We start from the raw sequence: 22,740 nt of genomic DNA, 5'->3' as shown, positions 1-22,740 counted from the left end.
TACAATCCTGCTGTGAGATGCTTGATTTCCAAGATTAATTATTGACAACCATTTAATTAAATTTATGCAAGAAATAGTGATTGATTCTAATGATGACGTTGATGATTATTCTGCCTTAACTGAGCAGGAGCGACATAAAATATTGGTAGAATGGAATGATACCAGGGCAGATTATCCTCGACATTTGTGTGTACATGAATTATTTGCAGCACAAGTGGCAAAAACTCCAGACAATATTGCTGTCATTTTTGAGGGGCAGAAACTTACTTATCAAGAGTTGAATCACCGAGCTAACCAAGTGGCTCATTATTTGCAATCTTTGGGTGTTGAGCCAGAAGTGCTGGTAGGGATTTGTGTGGAGCGTTCCCTAGAAATGATCGTCGGAATGTTGGGCATCCTTAAGGCGGGTGGAGCCTATGTGCCACTAGATCCAACCTATCCGAAAGAGCGTTTATCGTTTATGCTCTCAGATTCGCAAGTCCAGGTGGTGTTAACCCAAGAAAAATTCGTTGAAGAGTTGACTGCAAGCGGGGCGAAGTTGGTTTTTTTGGATACTGACTGGGAATCTTTTCAGCGAGAGAGCAACGAAAATCCTGGTAGTGGGGTTACATCAGCAAATCTGGCTTATGTAATTTATACATCAGGATCAACAGGAACACCCAAGGGCGTGCTGATTCAACATCAAGGGGTGTGTAATCTAATCCACGCACAAATAAAGCTGTTTGACATACACCACGCGAGCTGTGTTCTTCAGTTTGCTTCTTTCAGCTTTGATGCTTCAGTTTGGGAAATTTTCATGACTCTGTGTTCAGGAGCTAGCCTTTACATTGGAACTCAAGATTCCTTGCGCCCAGGAACGGATTTAATGCAATTTTTGCGTAAGCAATCAATAACTCAGGTCACATTACCACCCACGGCACTAGCAGCGTTACCAAAAGAGGAATTGCCAAACTTGCAAACCCTCATCGTTGCCGGAGAAGCTTGTAATCCGAAGTTGATTGCTGAATGGTCAAAAGGGCGGCACTTTTTTAATGCTTACGGGCCAACAGAATCAACAGTCTGTGCTACAGTATCACAATATACTGGCAACACTCAAATGACGATTGGTCGAGCGATCACTAATACACAAGTTTATATTCTCGACCACTATCAACAACCAGTTCCTATAGGTACTCCTGGCGAATTGTACATTGGTGGCGACGGCTTGGCTAGAGGCTACTTAAACCGCCCAGAGTTAACCAAGGAAAAGTTTATTCCCCATCCCTTTGAGGAGGCAGGAGGCAGGAGGCTTTACAAAACTGGGGACTTAGCCCGCTTCTTACCAGATGGCAATATTGAGTTTTTGGGGCGACTCGATCATCAGGTGAAGATTCGCGGCTTCCGTATTGAATTAGGAGAAATTGAGGCGCTTTTGAGCCAACACCCGGATGTACAAGAGGTGGTAGTAATCGCCCGTGAAGACATCCCTGGTGATAAACGTCTTGTCGCCTATATTGTGCTTAACCAAATTGATGCAAGCGTGACTACCCTCAAACGCTTTCTTCAAGAAAAGCTACCCTACCATATGGTGCCAGCAGTCTTTGTAATCCTAGACTCCTTGCCCCTTACTGCCAATGGTAAAGTCGATCGTCAAAATCTTCCAGTTTGCGATCACTCACGCCCCGATCTTGAAGAAACCTTTATCGCACCTCGTAACTCCAGTGAAGAAACACTAGCAAGTATCTGGGCTGAGTTACTGGGACTTGAGCAGATAGGAATCGATGACAATTTTTTCAATTTGGGTGGTCATTCCTTAATAGCAGCTCAGATGCTTTCCCGCGTCCGCGAAAGTTTCCAAGTTGAGTTATTCTTTCACCACATTTTTGCCAATCCTACCATAGCGGTTCTAGCTGGGCTGATTGAACAGCACAGCCACCTCAAGCAGCAATTGCAACGTCCTGCTATGCAACCGATTTCATGGTCAGGATACTTGCCTGCTTCCTTTGCTCAAGAGCGAGTCTATTTCATCCAAGAATTAGCTCCTGAAAGTACTGCCTATCAAGCTCAGGTAACTCTGCGATTCACCGGAAAACTGAATGTGGGAGCATTAGAGCAGTGCCTGAGCGAGATTGTCCGACGACATGAAATCTTCCGTACGACTTTTCCGGCAGTAGATGGACGGTTATTTCAGGTAATCCACCCAGCCTCACCACTTAGGTTAACGGTGGTAGACCTCCAGACATTTCCTGAATCTGAGCAAGAAGCAGAAATTAAACGCCTATTTGACGCAGAGGTGCAAAAGCCCTTCTACTTAAATCAACTGCCATTAGTCAGGTGGTTATTGTTGAGATTGAGCGACCAAGACCATCTGTTAATCCATATCGAACATCACATGGTTCATGATGGCTGGTCTTTCAATAACGTGTTCTTAAATGAGTTTCTAGAACTTTATCAAGCCTTCTGTTTGGGTAATCCTTCCCCACTGCCAGAATTAACATTCCAGTTTGGAGACTATGCCCATTGGCAGCGAGAGTGGGTAAAAAGCCAGGAAGCCCAAGCCCAATTAGCCTATTGGCAGCAGCAGTTATCCGGCAGTCCGCCCCTCTTGGAATTACCATATGACCGCCCACGACCAGCAGAACAAACTTACAACGGCGCTCAAGTCAGGTTAGAGTTGCCCATTACTTTGTGCGAATCCTTGAGAGTTCTGAGCCGTCAAGAGGGAATTACCTTATTTATGACGACCTTGGCGGCATTTTTAGTAATTGTCCGCCGATACACTGGACAGGACGATCTTTGTCTAGGTACGGCTGTTGCCAATCGGCGGATGCGCGAGACAGAACAATTAATTGGCATGATCGTCAATAACCTGGTTTTACGCACCGATTTATCTGGTAATCCCACGTTTCGGGAGTTGCTGGGTCGAGTCCGCAAAGTGAGTCTGGAAGCCTTTGCTAACGAAGATTTACCCTTTGATAAGGTCGTGGAGGTGATCAAGCCAATACGGAACTTAAGTTATAATCCTCTGTTTCAAGTGATGTTTAGCTTCCATGATTCTCCCCGTCCAGACTTAACTTTACCAGGCTTGAACATCACAACGAATGTAGCCCTCAGCAACAAATCAACAAAGTTTGATCTTGATGTTGTGTTGATTCCGCATTCCCAGCTAAATGGCAAAGATAAGGGAATTACTCTTATTTGGGAATACAACGCTGACTTATTCGACGCTGCCACAATCCAGCAGATGGTAGATCAGTATCAAGTTTTACTAAAAGGGATTGTTGATAACCCAGAGCAGCGAGTTTCTGAATTACCGATCCTAAACCAGCCTCAGCAGGAATTATTGATGGAATGGAATCAGACTCATAGAGAATATACGCAGAAAAATTGTATCCATAAGTTGTTTGAGTCTCAGGTAGAGTTAACACCCGATGCTGTAGCTGTAGAACAGGATGGTCAAAAATTAACTTATCGTCAATTGAGCGATCGCGCCAACCAATTAGCCCACTATCTGCAAAGTTTGGGAGTTAAACCAGAAACCCTAGTGGGAATCTGCATTGAACGCTCCTTAGATATGATTATCGGCTTACTTGGGGTGATTAAAGCAGGTGGCGCTTATGTTCCTATTGACCCATCCTACCCCCAAGAGCGAATAGCTGAAATTCTCGCAGATACGCAACTAGGAATTTTGCTAACCCAAGATAAATTCCCAAATCAACGGCTAGATTACACAGGAAAAACAATTTGTTTAGATACAGATTGGTCAATCATTTCTCAACACAGCACAGCTAACCCGCACAGTGATGTCAAACTTCATCACCTATCCTATATTATTTATACTTCTGGTTCTACGGGTAAACCCAAGGGGGTAATGATTGAACATCGGTCATTAATGAATTTTGTAATCACTGCCATTGATAAATATGGAATCAATGCCGGCGATAGGATTTTACAATTTGCGTCTGTTTGCTTTGATACTTCCATTGAGGAAATCTTTCCCTGTCTGTCCGTTGGTGCAACCTTAGTGTTACGCACGGAAGAAATGCTCCACTCCAGTGATGAATTTTGGCGGTATTGCCAAAAATGGCAATTGACTGTTTTGGATCTGCCCACAGCATACTGGCATCAGTTAGTAGCAGAACTTAACCCTGAAGATGCCCCCATTCCTGAAGGTTTGAGAACTGTAATTATTGGTGGTGAAGAAGTCCAACTAGAAAAGGTGCAACATTGGCATAATTGTGTAGCTGATCTTTCCCCAGCCCCCCAATTGTTTAATAGTTACGGACCAACAGAAGCAACGGTTGTCACCACCTTAGAACTTTTAACCCCAGTTGCACCTGTTAGCATTGGCCGACCCATTAGTAATGCTCAGGTTTATATTTTAGATCAATATCTGCAACCTGTACCCATAGGAGTTCCTGGAGAAATGCACATTGGGGGAGCAGGACTAGCTAGAGGCTATTGGCAACGTCCAGAATTAACCAATGCCAAATTTATCCCCAATCCCTTTGAGGAGCTAGGGAATAGTAAACTGTACAAAACTGGGGATTTAGCAAGATTCCGCGCCAATGGCAGTCTAGAATATCTGGGACGAGTTGACAATCAAGTGAAGATTCGCGGTTTCCGGATTGAGTTGGGAGAAATCGAAACGGTATTGAGACAACACCCACAAGTGTTACAATCTGTGGCTATCGCCCATGAAGACGTTCCCGGACAAAAGCGACTCGTTGCTTATATTGTTCCCCAGCATCAGCAACCAACAATTGATGAATTGCGCCATTTCCTCAAGGAAAAACTCCCAAATTACATGATTCCAGCGGCGTTTATGCTGCTGAAAACTCTCCCCATAACTGCCAACGGCAAAGTAGATTATCGCGCTCTCCCAACCCCCGATTTTTCTCATCATGTCGAAGATAAATTTATTGCTCCTCGTACAGTTATAGAAGAGAAATTAGTGGGGATTTGGTCGGAAGTTCTCAGAATAGGAAAAGTTGGCATCCACGATAACTTTTTTGAACTGGGTGGAGACTCAATTCTCAGCATTCAGTTAATTTCCAAAGCTAATCAAGCAGGTATTCAAATTGCTGCTAAACAGCTATTTAAGTATCAAACCATTGCTGAATTAGCGGCTGTAGTGGGTATCACTCGCCAAATCAATGCTGAACAAGGTTTAGTAACTGGTGCTGTAAGGTTGACACCTATTCAAAATTGGTTTTTCGAGCAGAAATTACCCAGACCTAATTATTTTAACCAGTCAACACTGTTAGAAGTGCCATCAGATTTGCAACCTGAGCTATTGCAGTCAGTATTACAACAACTGTTAGGACATCACGATGCTTTACGGCTGCGGTTTGTACAGGAAGGAGAAAACTGGCAACAAATTAACACCGCGACACGGGAATCTGTGCCATTGAGTATCTTTGATTTGTCCCACCTATCACCACAAGAACAGCAAACAGCAATAAAAGCGACTGATGCTGAACTTCAGGCTAGTCTGGATTTATCTACGGGGGTAATAGCACAAGTCGCTTTATTTCAATTAGGCAATGATAAACCGAGTTATTTACTCTTCATTATCCATCATTTAGCTGTTGATGCTGTCTCATGGCGGATTTTGCTAGAAGACTTGGCTACTGCTTACCAACAAATTAGCCGCAATGAAGCTATCAAATTACCACCTAAGACAACTTCCTGGCAATATTGGAGCGATCGCCTCACAGAGTATGCCCAAATCAAGGCTGTCAAAGAGTTGGATTACTGGCTAAATCAATCTAGCATTCCAGTCACAGCTTTACCAGTAGACTATCCTTCAGATCAAGAAAATAACACTGTAGCCTCAACCGCGTCTGTGTCACTGGCTTTAAATGAAGAACAAACCCGCGCCCTCTTACAAGATGTACCCTCTGCCTACAATACTCAAATCAATGATGTCCTGTTGACTGCCCTAGTGCAAAGTTTTGCCCAATGGACAGGAGAAAGTTCTTTACTAATTGATTTGGAAGGACATGGCAGGGAAGACTTATTTGAGGATGTAGATTTATCGCGCACTGTCGGTTGGTTTACGACATTATTCCCCGTGAGGTTACAACTACAAGAAATTGACCATCCAGGAAACGCTTTAAAGTTTGTTAAAGAACAACTGCGGCAGATTCCCAACCGAGGAATTGGTTATGGTGTATTGCGATATTTGCAGGAAAACAGCACAATCAGCGAAAAATTACAGTCACTACCATCAGCACAAATCAGTTTTAACTATCTTGGTCAATTCGATCAAGTGCTGAAAGCCTCTGAATCCTTGGGTTTGGCTAAAGAATTTAAAGCTGAACAAAGCTTACTCAATCAACGTAGTCATTTATTAGGCATCAGTGGTTTTATTCGTGGAGGAAAACTGGAAATGACTTGGGCTTATAGTCAGAAAATTCACAAGCAAGACACCATTGAAAAGTTAGCTTTAGGATTTATAGAAGCATTAAAAAACCTAATAAATCACTGTCAATTAACGGAGTCTCAAAGCTATACTCCTGCGGATTTTTCAGCAGCCAAACTCAATCAACAACAGCTAGATAAATTCCTATTCAAAATTAACAAAAACAAACCCAAGTAGCTATCATCAACTAATTCCCAATTCCCAATTCCCAATTCCCAATTCAGAGGTAATTTCATGCAAAATATCCAAGACCTTTATGAACTTTCGCCCATGCAACAAGGGATGTTGTTTCATACCCTTTATGCACCCGAATCAGAAGTTTATTTTGAGCAGTTGCTTTGTATCCTCTCTGGAGAATTGAACTTTCCCGCGTTCCAAAAAGCTTGGGAACAAGTTGTGGCGAGACACTCAGTATTACGCAGTTCTTTTTATTGGGAGGAGATAGAAAAGCCCTTGCAAATGGTAAGTAAGCAAGTGGATATCCCATGGATGAAAATAGACTGGCGAAATTTCACAGCTGATGAACAACAAAATAACTTAGAGGATTTTTTGTTGAGCGATCGCCAAAAAGGATTTGATCTGAGTATTGCTCCCTTAATGCGCTTCACCCTCATCCAATTAACAGAGCAGACCTATCAACTTATTTGGAGTCATCATCATATCCTATTTGATGGCTGGTCAATGCAGATTATCCTCAAAGAAGTTTTAGCTTTCTATGAAGCACAACAGCGAGGCGAACATTTATACCTCCAACCTGTTCGTCCCTATCGAGAATATATTGATTGGTTACAACAACAGGATATTGATCAAGCCAAGAGATTTTGGCAAACAACCCTCCAGGGTTTTGAAACTCCGACCTTTTTGGGAAAAACCAAGGGAGAGGGAATATATCATGAACAGCATTTCCAATTATCGCCAACTGTCACTGAAAAATTACAAGGTATGGCGCGACAGCAGCATTTAACCTTGAATAATTTGGTACAGGGAGCTTATGGGTTATTAATTTCCCGCTACAGTGGGGAAAGTGATGTCATCTTTGGTGCAACTGTATCCGGTCGTCCACCGACCCTGGAGCAAGTAGACTCAATGGTAGGACTATTAATTAACACTCTCCCCATCCGAGTCAAAATTACCAACAAGACAGAATTATTACCCTGGCTCAAGCAATTACAAACCCAAGCATTAGAACAAGAACAGTATGCTTATTGTTCCCTCGCAGAAATTCAAAATCAGAGTGATATTTTCCCCGGATTGCCATTATTTGCAAGTCTTTTAGTCTTTGAAAATTATCCATTAGATTCTGCCCCACAAGAAACCAAAAAAACTTTAGAAATTAGTCATATTAGTTGTTTTGAACGCACAAATTATCCGCTGACGATAGTTATTAATCCTGGTTCGCAATTAGCTGGCAGAATTGTTTATGATACTAGCTGCTTCGACGACAAGAAAATTGCTCGCATGATTGGACATTTCCTGACATTGCTAACAGGAATGGCAGCTAATTTACAACAAAATATTTCTGACTTATCTCTAATGAGTGCAGCCGAAGCAGAAGAATTAATGCTGCTAGAAAATCAACAAGCAACAAATACTATTAATTACAAATGTGTTCATGTTTTATTTGAAGAACAGGTAGAAAAAAGCCCTGATGCAATAGCAATTATATATGAACAACAACATTTAACTTATCGAGAATTAAATAACCGCGCCAATCAATTAGCCCATTATTTGCAATCACTGGGAGTTAAACCCGAAGTCCGAGTGGGAATTTGTGTTGAGCGTTCCCTAGAAATGGTCATCGGTATTCTGGCCATTCTCAAAGCTGGTGGGGCTTATTTTACCCTAGATCCAGCTTATCCTCCCGAAAGATTAGAGTTCATGGTAGCAGATGTACAAACACCGATCTTACTAACACAAACTCATTTACAAAATGGACTACCACTGAATAATCAAACTGTGGTGAATCTTGACACAGATTGGGGAATTATTGCCCAATACAAACAAGACAATTTAAACAGTGAAGTTAATCCAGAAAATTTAGCTTATATCATTTATACCTCCGGCTCGACAGGAACACCAAAAGGTACAGAAGTTCCTCATCGTAGCTTCATGGGTTTTATGTTTGAAGTTGATTATGTTCACCTTGATGCCGAAAAAATTTGGCTACAACATTCATCAATTTCTTGGGATGCACTCACGCTAGAACTTTGGCCATCATTACTTTACGGTGGACGTTGTGTGCTTTATCCAGAGAAAATTCCCACACCAGCAGGCTTAACCCGCATTATCCAAGAACAAGGAATTAATATCCTTTGGCTAACTTCCGCTTTCTTCAATCTGATGATTGATACAATGCCACAAGGGTTATCGGGAGTTAAACAACTACTCATTGGGGGAGAATCTATTTCTGTAGATCATGTTCGTCGCGCTTTAGAAATCTTGCCAGAAACGCAAATAATTAACGGTTATGGACCTTCAGAATGTACAGTATTTACCTGTTGTTATGCCATTCCTAAACAAATTACTGAAAATATCCATTCTATTCCTATTGGTAAACCCATTGGCGATCGCACAGTTTACATATTAGATGAAAATTTACATCGAGTGCCAATTGGTATCCCTGGTGAACTTTATGTGGGTGGTGCGAGTGTTGCGAGGGGTTACTTAAATCAGCCCGTATTAACCAGTGAAAAGTTTATTCCTAATCCCTTTATTCAAGGAGATACCCTTTACAAAACCGGAGATTTAGTCCGCCGTCTACCTAATGGAAATCTAGAATTTATCGGTCGAATTGATACCCAAGTAAAAATTCGCGGTTTTCGGATTGAATTGGCAGAAATTGAGGCAGTTTTGATTCAAAATCCTGACATCAAACAAGTTCTAGTTATTGCACGGGAAGATGAGTCAGGGAAGAAATTCCTAGTAGCCTATTTGGTTACGAAGGATAATTCACCTACTTCTAGCAGCTTCCGAAATTTCCTCAAGGAAAAGCTACCAGATTACATGATACCTACTGCTTTCGTAGTTTTATCAGCATTTCCCCTCACTCCTAATGGTAAAGTCAACCGCCTTGGTTTGCCTATTCCCGAAGGTTTCCAAAGAAATGTAGAGGTTGATTTTGTGCTGCCTCGCACGGCTACAGAACAAGAATTAGCCACAATTTGGACTGAAGTTTTGAAATTAAAACAGGTGGGAATTTATGATAACTTTTTTGAGTTAGGAGGACATTCTTTACTCGCTACTCAAGTGATTTCTCGATTAAGAGAAGCCTTTTCTCTAGATTTTCCTTTACGTTATTTATTTGAGAATCCCACAATTGCTGAACTTGCCCACAAGGTTATGGAACAACAAATTGAACAAGCAGAAAATGATGCCCTAGCCCAGATTTTAGGCGAAGTTGATGGGTTATCAGATGAAGAGGTAACACAAGCATTAATGTTTTGATAAGTAGGTGAACGGAAAAAAACCGTAGACGCGAAGCGGCTTCTCGAAGAGTAATATGTAACGAAAAGTAAAATCGCCCAAACCCTCTTCACTCTTGCCTCTTGCCTCTTGCCTCTTGCCTTGCCATAACGACGATTTTCAATGCTAACCTACTTAATTTATTTGATAATTTAATTTAGCAATTTGATGATACTAAATACCAGATCACCAGGAGCGAAAATATGTCGAATATCACATTGTCCAATATTGCTACCGAACAGCAATTAATTAAGACTTTATTTACTGCGGTTGATTCCCGTGATTGGAATTTATTATTGCAGTGCTTTGATCAAAGTATTATCTATGAATGTCCCGGTTATCAGCCTTTTATGGGACTTGATGAATTACTCAATTTTTATCAGCATGAGAGAATTATTGCCTCTGGTGAACATCGCATTGAACATATTGTAATTGACAATAATTGGGGTTATTGCTGGGGGCAGTTTATTGGTATCAATAAAAATGGCTCTCAAATTAATGAGCGTTTTGCTGATGTGTATTCTTTTGCAAATGGCAAATTTAAAACTCGACGCAGCTACTTTTTTCGACCAGCAGTATAAGAGGTTGTTTGAAAAGTATTATATCAAACCCGTAATCTCCAAAAACCTAACCCCCCTACCCCCCTTCCCTGCAAGGGAATGGGGGTTTTAAAGCCTCTCCCCTTGCAGGGGAGAGGTTTGGAGAGGGGTCAGTCTATACATTCAAAACTTTTCAAACATCCTCTAAGTGACAGTAAAGCCTATCACTTGACCAGATTCAATACTATTCTTCTCTTCTTCTAATTCTTCCTCCTGACTTCTGACTTCTGACTCCTGACTCCTGACTCCTAGCCCTCACAGACAACTTTTTCAGCAAACCCTACTTACTTATATGAGCGATTTACTAAAACGGCTGGAAAATCTTTCACCAGAAAAGCGAGAATTAGTCTTACAAAAACTAAAAAAACAACAACAATCTCCACAGCTTACACCAGTATCAAGGGATCAATTTTTGCCTCTTTCTTTTGCTCAACAAAGACTGTGGTTTATTGACCAACTAGAAGGCGAAAACTGCGTCTATAATGTCCCATTTTTCTGGCAAATTAGCGGATTGCTGAATATCAATGCTTTAGAACAAGCTATAACAGCAATTGTCCACCGTCATGAAGTATTACGTACTAATTTTTGTGTGATCAATGAGTCACCTATACAGGTGATTCATCCTCATCCTCATCCTCAAATGAAAATGCAAGTGCTGGACTGGCGACAATTAACAGCAGAAGATCAGTTAAGCAAAGCCCAGCATTTAGCTACAACAGAATTACAACAGTCCTTTGATTTATCAAATGCGCCTTTGCTGCGGGTAAAGTTGTTGCAACTAGCTGACCAATCCCATTTATTGTTGCTTGTCATTCATCACATTGTTTGTGATGGTTGGTCAATGGGAATCTTCCGTCAGGAATTGTTCACCCTTTATACTGCCTTTTGTAGACAAGAATCCTCTCCCCTGCCAGAATTATCGCTGCAATATGCGGATTTTGCCCACTGGCAAAGACAATGGCTACAGGGCGATGTTTTGCAAAATCAACTCAATTACTGGCAAAAACAATTAGCCGCAGTTCCGCCGCTGTTAGAATTGCCGACAGACCGACCCCGCCCGTCCACGCAAACCTATCGGGGAAGTAGTGAGTTTTTGCAACTTGATCAGGATGTAACTCAGCAGTTGAAGCATTTAAGTCAACAGTCAGGAACAACTCTGTTTATGACTTTATTGACAGTATTTACGCTCTTACTTTCACGCTACACTGGACAAGAGGATATTGTAGTTGGTTCAGCGATCGCTAATCGTAACCGCCAGGAAACAGAGTCACTAATTGGCTTTTTTGTCAATACTCTAGCATTGCGAACTAATCTACAAGGGAATCCAACTTTTAAAGAATTACTGGAACGAGTCAAACAAGTAACTCTAGATGCTTATGATCATCAGGATTTGCCCTTTGAAAAACTGGTTGATGAACTGGGATTAGAGCGATCGCTTGCTCATCATCCCCTATTTCAAGTTGCTTTTGGCCTGGAAAATGGAACTCCAGAACAAATAGAAATTCCTGGTTTAACTCTCACCCGCTTTGAGTGGGAAAACACCACTACCCTATTTAATTTGTCGCTGATTTTCCGCGAAACTTCCCACGGTTTAACCGGTGAGTGGGAATACGCAACCGATTCGTTTGCAGATGAAACTATTCAAAGGATGACAGGACATTTTGAAGTTCTGCTCAAGCAAATTCTTGATAATCCCCATCAATCAATCAATACTCTATCCTTGCTGACAGAGGATGAACGTCAGCAACTACAAATCTGGAATCAAACACAAACAGAATATCCTCAAGATCAAACTTTAGTTAGCATATTTGAACTACAAGTTGCAAAAAATCCTGAGAATTTAGCTGTAGTTTTTGAATCCCATGTAAGAGGGAACAGTAAAGAGTTAAAAACTTTAAACTATCAAGAACTGAATCAAAAAGCGAACCAACTAGCTGATTATTTAATTGAAACATACCAAATTCAAGCAGATATCTTAATTGGTATTTCTGTGGAACGGTCTTTAGAAATGATTATTGGTGTTCTTGGGGTGACTAAAGCTGGTGGTGCTTATGTACCGATTGACCCCAATTATCCGCCAGAACGTATTCGCTTCATGTTAGAGGATGCGGGGATATCGGTTTTATTAACCCAAAGTTTTTTAGTAGATAAATTACCTTTAGATGGTTTAGAAAATTCTGTTAAAGTTATTTATTTAGATGATAGCTCATGGTTCGACTTCGCTCACCATCCACGCAAAGATGCAAAGGCGCAAAGGAAAAATCAAGTTAAGCCTGATAATTTAGCTTATGTTATCTACACCTCTGGTTCTACAGGAAAACCAAAGGGTGTGATGATTGAGCATAAAGCAATTGTTAATTTGGCTTTAGCCTGGGCTGAAAAATTCCAAGTTCAAAATTACAGCCGCTTACTGCAATTTGGGTCTTTTAGTTTTGATTTATCTATTGGTGAAATTGCGACTGCTTTATCAGCAGGTGCTTGTTTATATTTAGGCAATAAAGATACTTTGTTACCTGGTCAAAGCTTAGTTAACTTCTTAACTGAACACAAAATTACTCACGGCTTTTTATCACCTTCAGCTTTATCTGTCTTACCAAAGGCGAGTTTCCCTGATTTACAATGTTTAACTGTTGGAGGAGAGGCTTGTCCGGCTGAATTAGTAAGTCAATGGGGAAGAGAACAACATTTATATAATTGCTACGGTCCAACAGAATCTACTGTGACCGCAGCTATTTATCTTTGTCAACCCAATGGCGAAAAACCAGCAATTGGTAAACCAATACCTAATGCTAATATCTATATTTTAGATGCAAACAATCAACTATTACCTCCAGGAATACCAGGAGAATTATGTATTTCTGGGGTTGGTTTAGCTAGAGGTTATCTCAATCGTCCTGAAATTACAGCCGAAAAATTTATGGAAATTGATTTATTCGGTAAAACTGAGCGCATTTATAAAACTGGTGATTTAGCAAAATGGAATGCTAAGGGGAATTTAGAATATTTGGGTCGGATTGATGAGCAAGTAAAATTACGGGGTTTTAGAATTGAACTCGGAGAAATTGAATCACTGTTATTACAACATCCATTAGTTCAAGAAGCTGTTGTCATTTTGTATGAAATTGATAATAATCCTAGATTAGTAGCTTATATTATGGCAACAGAAAAATCCGCCAATGTAGCTGAAAAAGTGAGGGAATACCTCAAAAATCGCCTCCCAAATTATATGATTCCTAGCCAGATTATGGTTTTGGATCAATTTCCTCTGACTGCTAATGGTAAACTAGATCGCCGCGCATTACCAGCACCAGATACAACCGCTTCTACTGATTTGGAAATACCAGTAACTCCCACAGAAGAACTACTCGCTAGTTTATGGCAAGGTTTATTAAAAGTTAAATCTGTTGGTCGTTCTGATAACTTCTTTGAATTAGGTGGACATTCCCTGTTAGCTACTCAATTAGTTACCCGAATTCGTGATATTTTCGGGGTAGAAGTACCTGTTCGTAAGATATTTGAGCAAAACATTTTATCTGAGTTAGCGAGGGAAATTGATCAAGCATCTGCGAGTGTTGCTTTACCTCCCATTTCACCCCAGCCAGAAAATGAACCAAAAACTCCGTCTTTTGCCCAATCAAGACTTTGGTTTATCGCTCAACTGGAAGCGAAAGGAACTTCTTCTACCTATAATATGCCAGTGGCCTTTCAACTAGATGGCAACCTAAATTTAGAAGCTATGCGGCAAAGTTTAACTTATCTGCTAGAACGGCATAGCAGTCTACGCTCTTATTTCCCTACTTTGGAGGGAGAACCCCAAGTAGTAGTTAAAAATGTCGAAGATATAGAAGTATTAGAAATTGCCGACTTACAAGCACTCCCTCCCCAAACTCAAGGGGAAACTGTGCAACATTTATCTGATCTTCACGCTCAAAAATCCTTTGACTTAAATACTGGTCCGCTGTTCAAAGCGAAACTGCTGCAACTGAGTGAGCAGAAAAATGTCCTGCTGATTAATATGCACCACATTATTAGTGATGGCTGGTCCATGGGATTATTTAAGCGGGAATGGGAGCAAGCTTATACTGCTTATGCTGCGGGTTCTGTGCCGAACTTGTCACCATTACCGATTCAATATAGTGATTTTGCAGCTTGGCAGCGCAGTTGGTTACAAGGGGAAACCTTATTAACTCAAGAAAATTATTGGCAACAACAGCTAGGGGATGCGCCTCGCTTGCTGGAATTACCCACTGATTATCTCCGTCCAGCGCAACAAAGTTACCAAGGTGAGCGTGAAGAATTTTCTTTGAGCAAAGAACTGACTCAGAAACTTAAAGCTATTAGTCAACAACAAGGGGTGAGTTTATTTATGACCCTGTTGACTGCTTTTAATATCTTACTATCCCGTTACAGCCGCCAAGAGGATTTATGTGTTGGTTCTGCGATCGCTAATCGCACCCATAGCTATACAGAAGGGTTAATTGGCTTTTTTGTCAATACCTTAGTATTGCGAAGCAAAATCAAGTCAGAGCAAAGCTTTAGTGAGTTACTGCAACAAACTCGCCAAACTTGCTTAGATGCTTATGCTCATCAAGACATTCCTTTTGAGTATTTAGTTGAAAAGTTACAACCAGAACGCAGTCTCAGCCACAATCCCTTGTTCCAAGTGATGATGGTGTTGCAAAATGCGGTTGGCGCAGGGGCGAAGGTTCATTTACCAGGGCTGGAGATTCAATACTTAGAACAAAGTTTCCCATTTGCCAAGTTTGATATCCTGCTGGATTTGAGCGAAAGAGACGAGCAACTACACTGTATGTGGGAATATGCCACAGATTTATTTGCGGCATCAACCATTAGGCGCATAGCGGCACATTTTGAAGTTTTGCTCACAGCAATAGTTCAAAATTCCCAACAACCGATTTATCAGCTACCCATCATCACCCCCGCAGAAATTCAACAGCTAAAAGTTTGGAATCAAACCGACATAGATTATCCTCATAACACTACTTTGGTGACTCTGTTTGAACAACAGGTAGCAAAAACACCCGATAAAATTGCAGTTGTGTTTGCAGACCAAAGCCTGAGTTATCAAGAACTCAATCAAAAAGCTAATCAACTGGCGCATCATCTCTTGCAACTCAAAAGCCTATCTGATAATCCATTGATGGCAATTTGCATTGATCGTTCCTTGGAAATGCTCATCGGTATCTTTGCTATCCTCAAAGTCGGTGGGGCTTATGTACCAGTCGATCCGAGTTATCCCCAAGAACGCATTCATTTAATGCTTGAAGATAGTGATGCGGCTGTATTACTAACAACCAAATCTCTTAAAAAGCAACTTCCCTTAGAAAAGCTCAATAATACTGCTCAAGTAGTATTTTTGGATGAACAAACATGGACTGAACAGCCAGCAGAAAATCTCAAATCAAACAGTAATTATCATGATTTAGCTTATTTAATTTATACTTCCGGCTCTACAGGGCGTCCTAAAGGAGTGGCGATCACACATTCTAGCTCTGTAGCCTTTGTAAAATGGGCGCATTCAGTCTTTAGTGCAGAACAGCTTACAGGTGTCTTAGCATCAACCTCAATTTGTTTCGACCTCTCCATTTTTGAAATTTTCGTTCCCTTGACTCAAGGTGGTAGTGCGATCGTAGTAGAAAATGCACTCTACATTGAACAAGCGCTTAAAGGTACTTTACCGATAAGTTTGATTAATACTGTACCGAGTGCGGCGGCTGAACTCCTGAATATGAATGTAATTCCGTCCAGTGTACAGGTTATTAATTTAGCGGGTGAACCCTTAAGAAATAACTTGGTACAAGCTTTATATCAAAATACATCTGTACAAGAAGTTTATAACCTCTATGGACCTTCTGAGGACACAACTTATTCAACATTTACGAAAGTTGCCAAAAATGCCCAGCACGAACCTACCATTGGCAAAGCGATCGCCAACACTCGCATCTATATTTTAGATCATGCTAATCAACCCCTGCCCCCCGGTATTCCTGGGGAACTGTGCATTGGGGGTGCAGGTTTAGCACAGGGCTATTTGCATCGTCCCGATTTAACTGCCGAAAAATTTATCACATTGGAATTATTCGGTAAAACTGAGCGAATTTATAAAACTGGTGATTTAGCCCGATGGCTACCTGACGGTAATTTGCAATATTTAGGGCGGATCGATCATCAAGTCAAATTGCGGGGTTTCCGGATTGAATTAGGTGAAATTGAAGCATCTTTACTCAAACACCCCAAAATTCAGGAAGCGGTTGTTTTGGTGCAGGAAGACAGCGAACGCGGTCAGCGTCTAGTTACTTATGTTGTCCCCACAACAGAAAGCGACTATACCAGCCAAAGTGAACAGGTAGAATTGTGGGAACAAGTTTTTAATGATAGCTACACTCAACAAACAACACCAACCGATGATCCAACTTTGAATCTTGCAGGTTGGAAGGATAGCTACACAGGAGATCCAATTTTGCGATCGGCCATGCAAGAATGGCGTGATGCAACAGTTGACCAAATTTTAGAACTTGCACCCAAACGAGTTTGGGAAATTGGCTGCGGAACAGGGATGTTATTATTTAAAGTTGCATCCCATTGTCAACATTATTTAGGTACAGATTTTGCATCGAGCGGATTGCAGTATATTGAACAACATCTCAAACAGCAATCTCTCCAAAACAAAGTTACTTTAAAACAAAGTGCTGCTAACCAGTTTGATGGCATTGAATCCAATGTTTATGACTTGGTAATCATTAATTCTGTAATTCAGTATTTCCCTTCTTTAGATTACTTGTTGTCAGTAATTGAAGGGGCAATCAAAACTGTGAGCCATCAAGGAAAAATATTTATTGGGGACGTGCGAAATCTCCATTTATTAGCAGCTTTCCACACCACCACAGAATTTTATCGCGCCCCTGATGACTTATCAATTCAGGACTTGCGCCAAAAAATTCAAAACAGGATTCGCACGGAAGAAGAATTGCTGATTGACCCTGATTTCTTTATCGCTCTCAAGCAAAGATTTTCTCGGATTAGTCACGTCCAAATTGAATTAAAACGGGGTTACAGTCATACGGAAATGAGTCGTTTTCGTTATGATGTTGTTTTACATTTAGATCAAGTAGATATTCCCCTAACTCAACCTCAATGCTTAGATTGGCAAGAACAACAGTTAAATCTGGCAACAATTGAGAGAATTTTAACAACCGAGCAACCAGATTTACTAGGGATTAAGAGTATTCCTAATGCACGTCTAACTCCAGAAATGGTGTTGTTAGCACAAATTCCTCAATTAGATGGTACTGTCACAGATTTAAAAGCGGCAATTGCCCAAGTGAAAGCAGGGATAGAACCGGAAGCATTCCGAAATTTAGCGCGAGATTTGCCCTATACGGCTTTTATCCAATATAGCTCCACAGGATTTTCTGATTACGATGTTGTTTTTCAACGGCATATCTTTGAAGAAGACAAAATCCCAAGATTTGCGACAAAAGGCAATTGGCGGCTGAAACCTTGGCAAAATTACGCTAATCAACCGTTGCAATATCGCACCAATCAAATTGATCCAGCTTTATTAGCAGAATGGCGGGACTTTTTAGAGAAAACCCTGCCTGATTATATGATTCCCAGTCATTTTGTTGTTTTGGACAAACTGCCACTGACACCAAATGGTAAAGTAGACAGAAAAGCTTTACCTGCACCAGATCCAAAAGTTGCAGTCACAGATATTGAGTTGCCTGTAACGGAGACCGAAAAATTGCTGGCTCAACTTTGGGCGAAGTTATTGAAATATGAGGTCATAGCCCGACAAGATAACTTCTTCAACTTGGGAGGACATTCTTTATTAGCTACCCAACTTTGCTACCGCATTCGTGACACTTTCAAAGTAGAACTGCCACTGCGTCAAGTATTTGAGTCTCCTACTATCATTGACTTGGCAAATTATATAGATAGCTGCATTTGGGTTAATTCGACAACCACAGATATACAACCTTTAAACTCAGACGAAGAGGAAATTGAACTATGACCATGACACAAAATCAGCAAATAGTTTCTTTAATGCTGCGTTTGCAGAACATGGGCTGCCGAATTTGGGCTGAAGATGATAAGTTACGGATTCGTACTAGCAAAAACGCCCTCACTGCTGAACTCAAGCAGGAAATTCAAGACCAGAAGGCAGATATTCTCGCTTTCTTGAAAGCTGCTAAAACACAAGCTGTTTCTACAGCGGAAATTCCGGCTTTAAGCGCTGACTCTCCCAAGCTTCTGTCCTTTGCTCAACAACGTCTCTGGCTATTAGCACAACTCCAAGGGTCATCAGCTACTTACAATATGCCGATCGCTTTACAACTGAACGGCAACCTGAATATTGATGCCCTACATTCTAGTTTGGCTGATCTGCTGAATCGGCACGAGAGTCTGAGGATGTATTTTCCCACAGTTGCCGGACAACCACAAGTTGCCATTCGCAGTTTAGACGAAATCGCAGTTTTAACGGTACAAGATTGCCGGGAATTAGGGAGTGGGAACAAGGGAGAGCTTGATTTAGATACCCAATGCCCAAATATCCAAGATTTAATTGACGCTCATGCACAACAACACTTGGACTTAAATACTGGCCCTTTATTTAAAGCTAAACTGCTGCAATTGGAGGTTTATCCTGAGCGAAGCCGAAGGGAGCAAAAATCTGTCTTGGCTATCAATATGCACCACATTATCAGTGATGGCTGGTCAATGGGAGTATTTTTGCGGGAGTTATGGCAGGCTTATACTGCTTATTCTCAAGGTAAGACCCCGAATTTTGCTCCTTTACCGATTCAATACAGTGACTATGCAGCTTGGCAACGTCAATGGTTACAAGGAGAAGTATTAGAAAAGCAGATTAATTACTGGAAACATCAACTAGGTGATGCTTCCCCATTACTGGAATTACCTACAGATTATCCCCGTCCAGCACAGCAAAGTTACAGAGGCGATCGCTATATCTATGCTCTTACACCGGAATTAACTGCTGCTGTTAATGCTTTTAGTCAACAGCAAGGCGTAAGTTTATATATGACCTTGTTGGCTACTTTGAGCATTTTACTATCTCGTTACAGTCGGCAAGAAGACTTATGTATTGGTTCTCCCATTGCTAACCGCACCCATAGCCAGACTGAAGGGTTAATTGGCTTTTTTGTCAATACTTTGGTTATGCGTCAGCAAATCAAACTAGAGCTAAGTTTTATTGAGTTTTTACAACAAACTCGCCAAACTTGTTTAGATGCTTATGTTCATCAAGACGTTCCCTTTGATGTGCTGGTAGAAAAGTTACGACCAGAACGCAGTATGAGCTATAACCCTTTATTCCAGGTCATGTTTACCCTGGAAAATAATGCTAGTCCAGATTTGGATTTATCAGGGTTAGATACTGAATTGCTGGGAGTCAAGGGTGCGATCGCTAAGTTTGATTTAACGCTGTTAGTAACCGAATCTGACAACCAGTTGAATTGCTCTTGGGAATATGCTACAGACTTGTTTGAACGGGGTACTATCCAACGCATGGCGGAACAGTTTACAGTGCTGCTGAAGGGAATTATTGATCATCCACACCAATCAATCAATACTTTACCTTTGATGACAGCAACGGAACTGCTACAAATACAACGCTGGAATCAAACTCAAACTGATTATCCTCAAGATAAAACTTTTGTTGATTTATTTGCAGAACAAGTTGCCAAAAATCCTCATAATATTGCTGTAGTTTTTGAATCGGAAAGTCTAACTTATCAACAATTAAATGAAAAAGCCGAGCAATTAGCTGATTATTTAATTGAAAATTACCAGATTCAAACAGATACATTAATTGGTATTAGTGTTGAACGTTCTTTAGAAATGATCATTGGTGTTTTGGGTATTCTTAAAGCTGGTAGTGCTTATGTACCGATTGATCCTAATTATCCCCCAGAAAGAATCAAGTTCATGTTAGAAGATTCGCGGATATCGGTTTTATTAACTCAAAGTTTTGTAATACATAAATTGCCTTTAGATAGTTTAGAAAATCCTGTTAAAGTTGTTTATTTAGATGCAGAACTAGACAAATACCCATCACCAATTGTCAATTGTCAATTATCAACTGTCAATTACAATAATTTAGCTTATGTTATTTATACCTCTGGTTCAACGGGAAAACCCAAAGGGGTAATGATTGAACATCGAGGACTGGTAAATTTAATTTTGGCAGTTGATGAAATTTTGCAAATTCAACCCCAAAGTCGTGTATTACAGTTTGCTAATTTCAGTTTTGATGCTTCCATTTGGGAAATTGCTCCTACTCTTTCCGCAGGTGCTTGTTTGTATCTAACAAAAAAAGAAAACTTGTTACCTAGTCAAGAACTGATTGACTTTTTAACCGAACACAAAATTACTCATCTTACTATCCCACCTTCAGTTTTATCTTTGTTACCTCAAGCCACCTTACCTGATTTGCAAATTTTAATTACTGCTGGTGAAGTTTGCTCCAAAGAATTAGTTAACCGTTGGGCAAAAGGAAGAAGTTTTTTTAATGGTTATGGACCAACAGAATCTACAGTTTGTACCAGTATAGCTGTTTGTCAACCCGATGGGAAAAAACCACTAATTGGTCAACCGTTATCTAATCTCCGCACTTACATTTTAGATAGACATCATCAACCATTACCCCCTGGTATTCCTGGTGAGTTGTGCATTGCGGGTGTGGGTTTAGCTAGAGGTTATCTGAATCGTCCTGAAACTACTGCCGAAAAATTTATTGAAGTGGAATTATTCAGTCAAGTTGAGCGAATTTATAAAACTGGGGATTTAGCAAGATGGAGAGATGATGGCAATTTAGAATATCTAGGACGCATGGATGAGCAGGTAAAATTACGGGGTTTTAGGATTGAATTAGGGGAAATTGAATCACTTTTATTACAATATCCATTAGTTAAAGAAGCTGTTGTAACTGTAAATAAAACTGAGAATAACCAAAGTTTAATTGCTTATGTAACGGGAATTGATGATGATTTTTGCAATGATTTGAAAAAATATCTCAAATCGAGTTTACCTGATTACATGATTCCTGCTCAAATTGTCGTATTGGACAAGTTACCTTTAACTCCCAATGGCAAAATTGACCGGAAAGCTTTACCTGTTCCTAATATTAGCGTTCAAGCTGCATACACACCCCCGCGCCACAAAGTCGAAGCACAATTAGCGCAAATTTGGTCTGCTCTTCTTGAACGTCAAAAAATTGGCATTCATGATAACTTTTTCGATTTGGGCGGCCATTCTTTATTGGCAGTCAAATTACTCAATCTTGTGCAACAAGAGTTGGGACAACAACTGGCCTTGAGAAGTTTATTTCAGAATCCTACTATTGCTCAACTGGCACAACACATAGGTAATAGGGAGATTCAAGAGTCAAATCCTGATTTAGTAACGATTCAGCCTCTAGGAGATGCCACCCCCCTATTTTGCGTATCTGGCTCCAACGGACACGGTTTCTATTTTCGAGATTTGGCAATCAATTTAGGCACTGAACATCCTGTCTATGGACTCGATGCACCAGGAAGAGACGGACTGAGCATACTTCCTCACTCAGTAGCTGACCACGCAAGTCAACTGATTGCCCAATTACGTCAACAACAACCCCAAGGACCTTATATATTGCTGGGGTACTCTTCCGGTTGTAGTGTCGCTTTTGAAATAGCTTCCCAACTGGAGCAGCAAGGTGAAAAGGTGAGTTTACTAGCTATCTTGGATTCGGGATTGGTTTCTAATCCGGAACATTTCAAAAATAGAGCAGATATTGATTGGATTTGGCAAATAATCCAACGAATCGAAGCTTTAAAAGGAGTTTCTTTCGGTTTAGAATACGCTGATTTAGCAGCTCAACGCGATGACCAAGCCCGTTGGGATTTGGCGGCAGATTATTTATACCGTCATAATGTCCTACCGGAACACGCCAGCCTTGATTTACTTAAAACTAATATGCAAATTATGAGAGTACAGACGCTCAATTACGTAGATTATCAGCCTGCTCATCCCATTTCTGCCCCGATTGTTTTATTCCGCGCTGAAGACGTGCCGGAAATACTGGTGCGAGAACTCCAAACGCTTACTGATTACGATTTACCGGACTGGGGATGGCAGGCATACACTCAAAATCCCGTCAAAGTGATATCTGTACCTGGAACCCACGGTCAAATGCTTCATGAACCCAATGTAAACATATTGACTTCAAACTTACGGTTAATGATGACTTAA

5 protein-coding genes are annotated in these 22,740 nt (G+C 40.7%); all 5 read left to right on the top strand.

The features are described from left to right. The first annotated feature begins 64 nt into the window (after nt 1–64). The 5 genes from BMF77_RS11945 to BMF77_RS11915 all read left to right on the top strand — a co-directional run bounded on the left by BMF77_RS11945 (nt 65) and on the right by BMF77_RS11915 (nt 22,740). Nucleotides 65–6,583: a non-ribosomal peptide synthetase gene (locus BMF77_RS11945; protein WP_148763016.1), complete on the top strand. Its 6,519-nt coding sequence runs from the start codon at nt 65–67 to the stop codon at nt 6,581–6,583. 57 nt (nt 6,584–6,640) lie between these two features. Continuing rightward, nucleotides 6,641–9,850, top strand: a complete 3,210-nt coding sequence (locus BMF77_RS11940) for a non-ribosomal peptide synthetase (protein WP_148763013.1) — start codon at nt 6,641–6,643, stop codon at nt 9,848–9,850. A 221-nt stretch (nt 9,851–10,071) separates the two neighbouring features. Next, nucleotides 10,072–10,449 carry a nuclear transport factor 2 family protein gene (locus BMF77_RS11930; protein WP_148763011.1) on the top strand — a complete coding sequence of 126 codons (378 nt, stop codon included), beginning with the start codon at nt 10,072–10,074 and terminating at the stop codon, nt 10,447–10,449. Between the two features lie 310 nt (nt 10,450–10,759). Then, on the top strand, nt 10,760–18,502 hold the full coding sequence (locus BMF77_RS11920; protein WP_148763009.1) for a non-ribosomal peptide synthetase: 7,743 nt from the start codon (nt 10,760–10,762) through the stop codon (nt 18,500–18,502). Beyond that, nucleotides 18,499–22,740, top strand: coding sequence for a non-ribosomal peptide synthetase (locus tag BMF77_RS11915; RefSeq protein WP_148763008.1), 4,242 nt, complete (start codon nt 18,499–18,501; stop codon nt 22,738–22,740). The genes BMF77_RS11920 and BMF77_RS11915 overlap by 4 nt, the downstream gene beginning before the upstream one ends.

Source organism: Dolichospermum sp. UHCC 0315A, assembly GCF_008121535.1.
In the GTDB taxonomy this organism is placed as follows: Bacteria; Cyanobacteriota; Cyanobacteriia; order Cyanobacteriales; family Nostocaceae; genus Dolichospermum; species Dolichospermum lemmermannii.
Note: the sequence above shows the minus strand (reverse complement) of the source record. Positions and strands in the feature narration are given on the sequence as shown.

What these genes read in the sequence shown, in the direction of transcription:
- BMF77_RS11940 (WP_148763013.1), top strand. Translation starts at nt 6,641, where the DNA reads ATGCAAAATATCCAAGACCTTTATGAACTTTCGCCCATGCAACAAGGG.
- BMF77_RS11945 (WP_148763016.1), top strand. Translation starts at nt 65, where the DNA reads ATGCAAGAAATAGTGATTGATTCTAATGATGACGTTGATGATTATTCT.
- BMF77_RS11930 (WP_148763011.1), top strand. Translation starts at nt 10,072, where the DNA reads ATGTCGAATATCACATTGTCCAATATTGCTACCGAACAGCAATTAATT.
- BMF77_RS11920 (WP_148763009.1), top strand. Translation starts at nt 10,760, where the DNA reads ATGAGCGATTTACTAAAACGGCTGGAAAATCTTTCACCAGAAAAGCGA.
- BMF77_RS11915 (WP_148763008.1), top strand. Translation starts at nt 18,499, where the DNA reads ATGACCATGACACAAAATCAGCAAATAGTTTCTTTAATGCTGCGTTTG.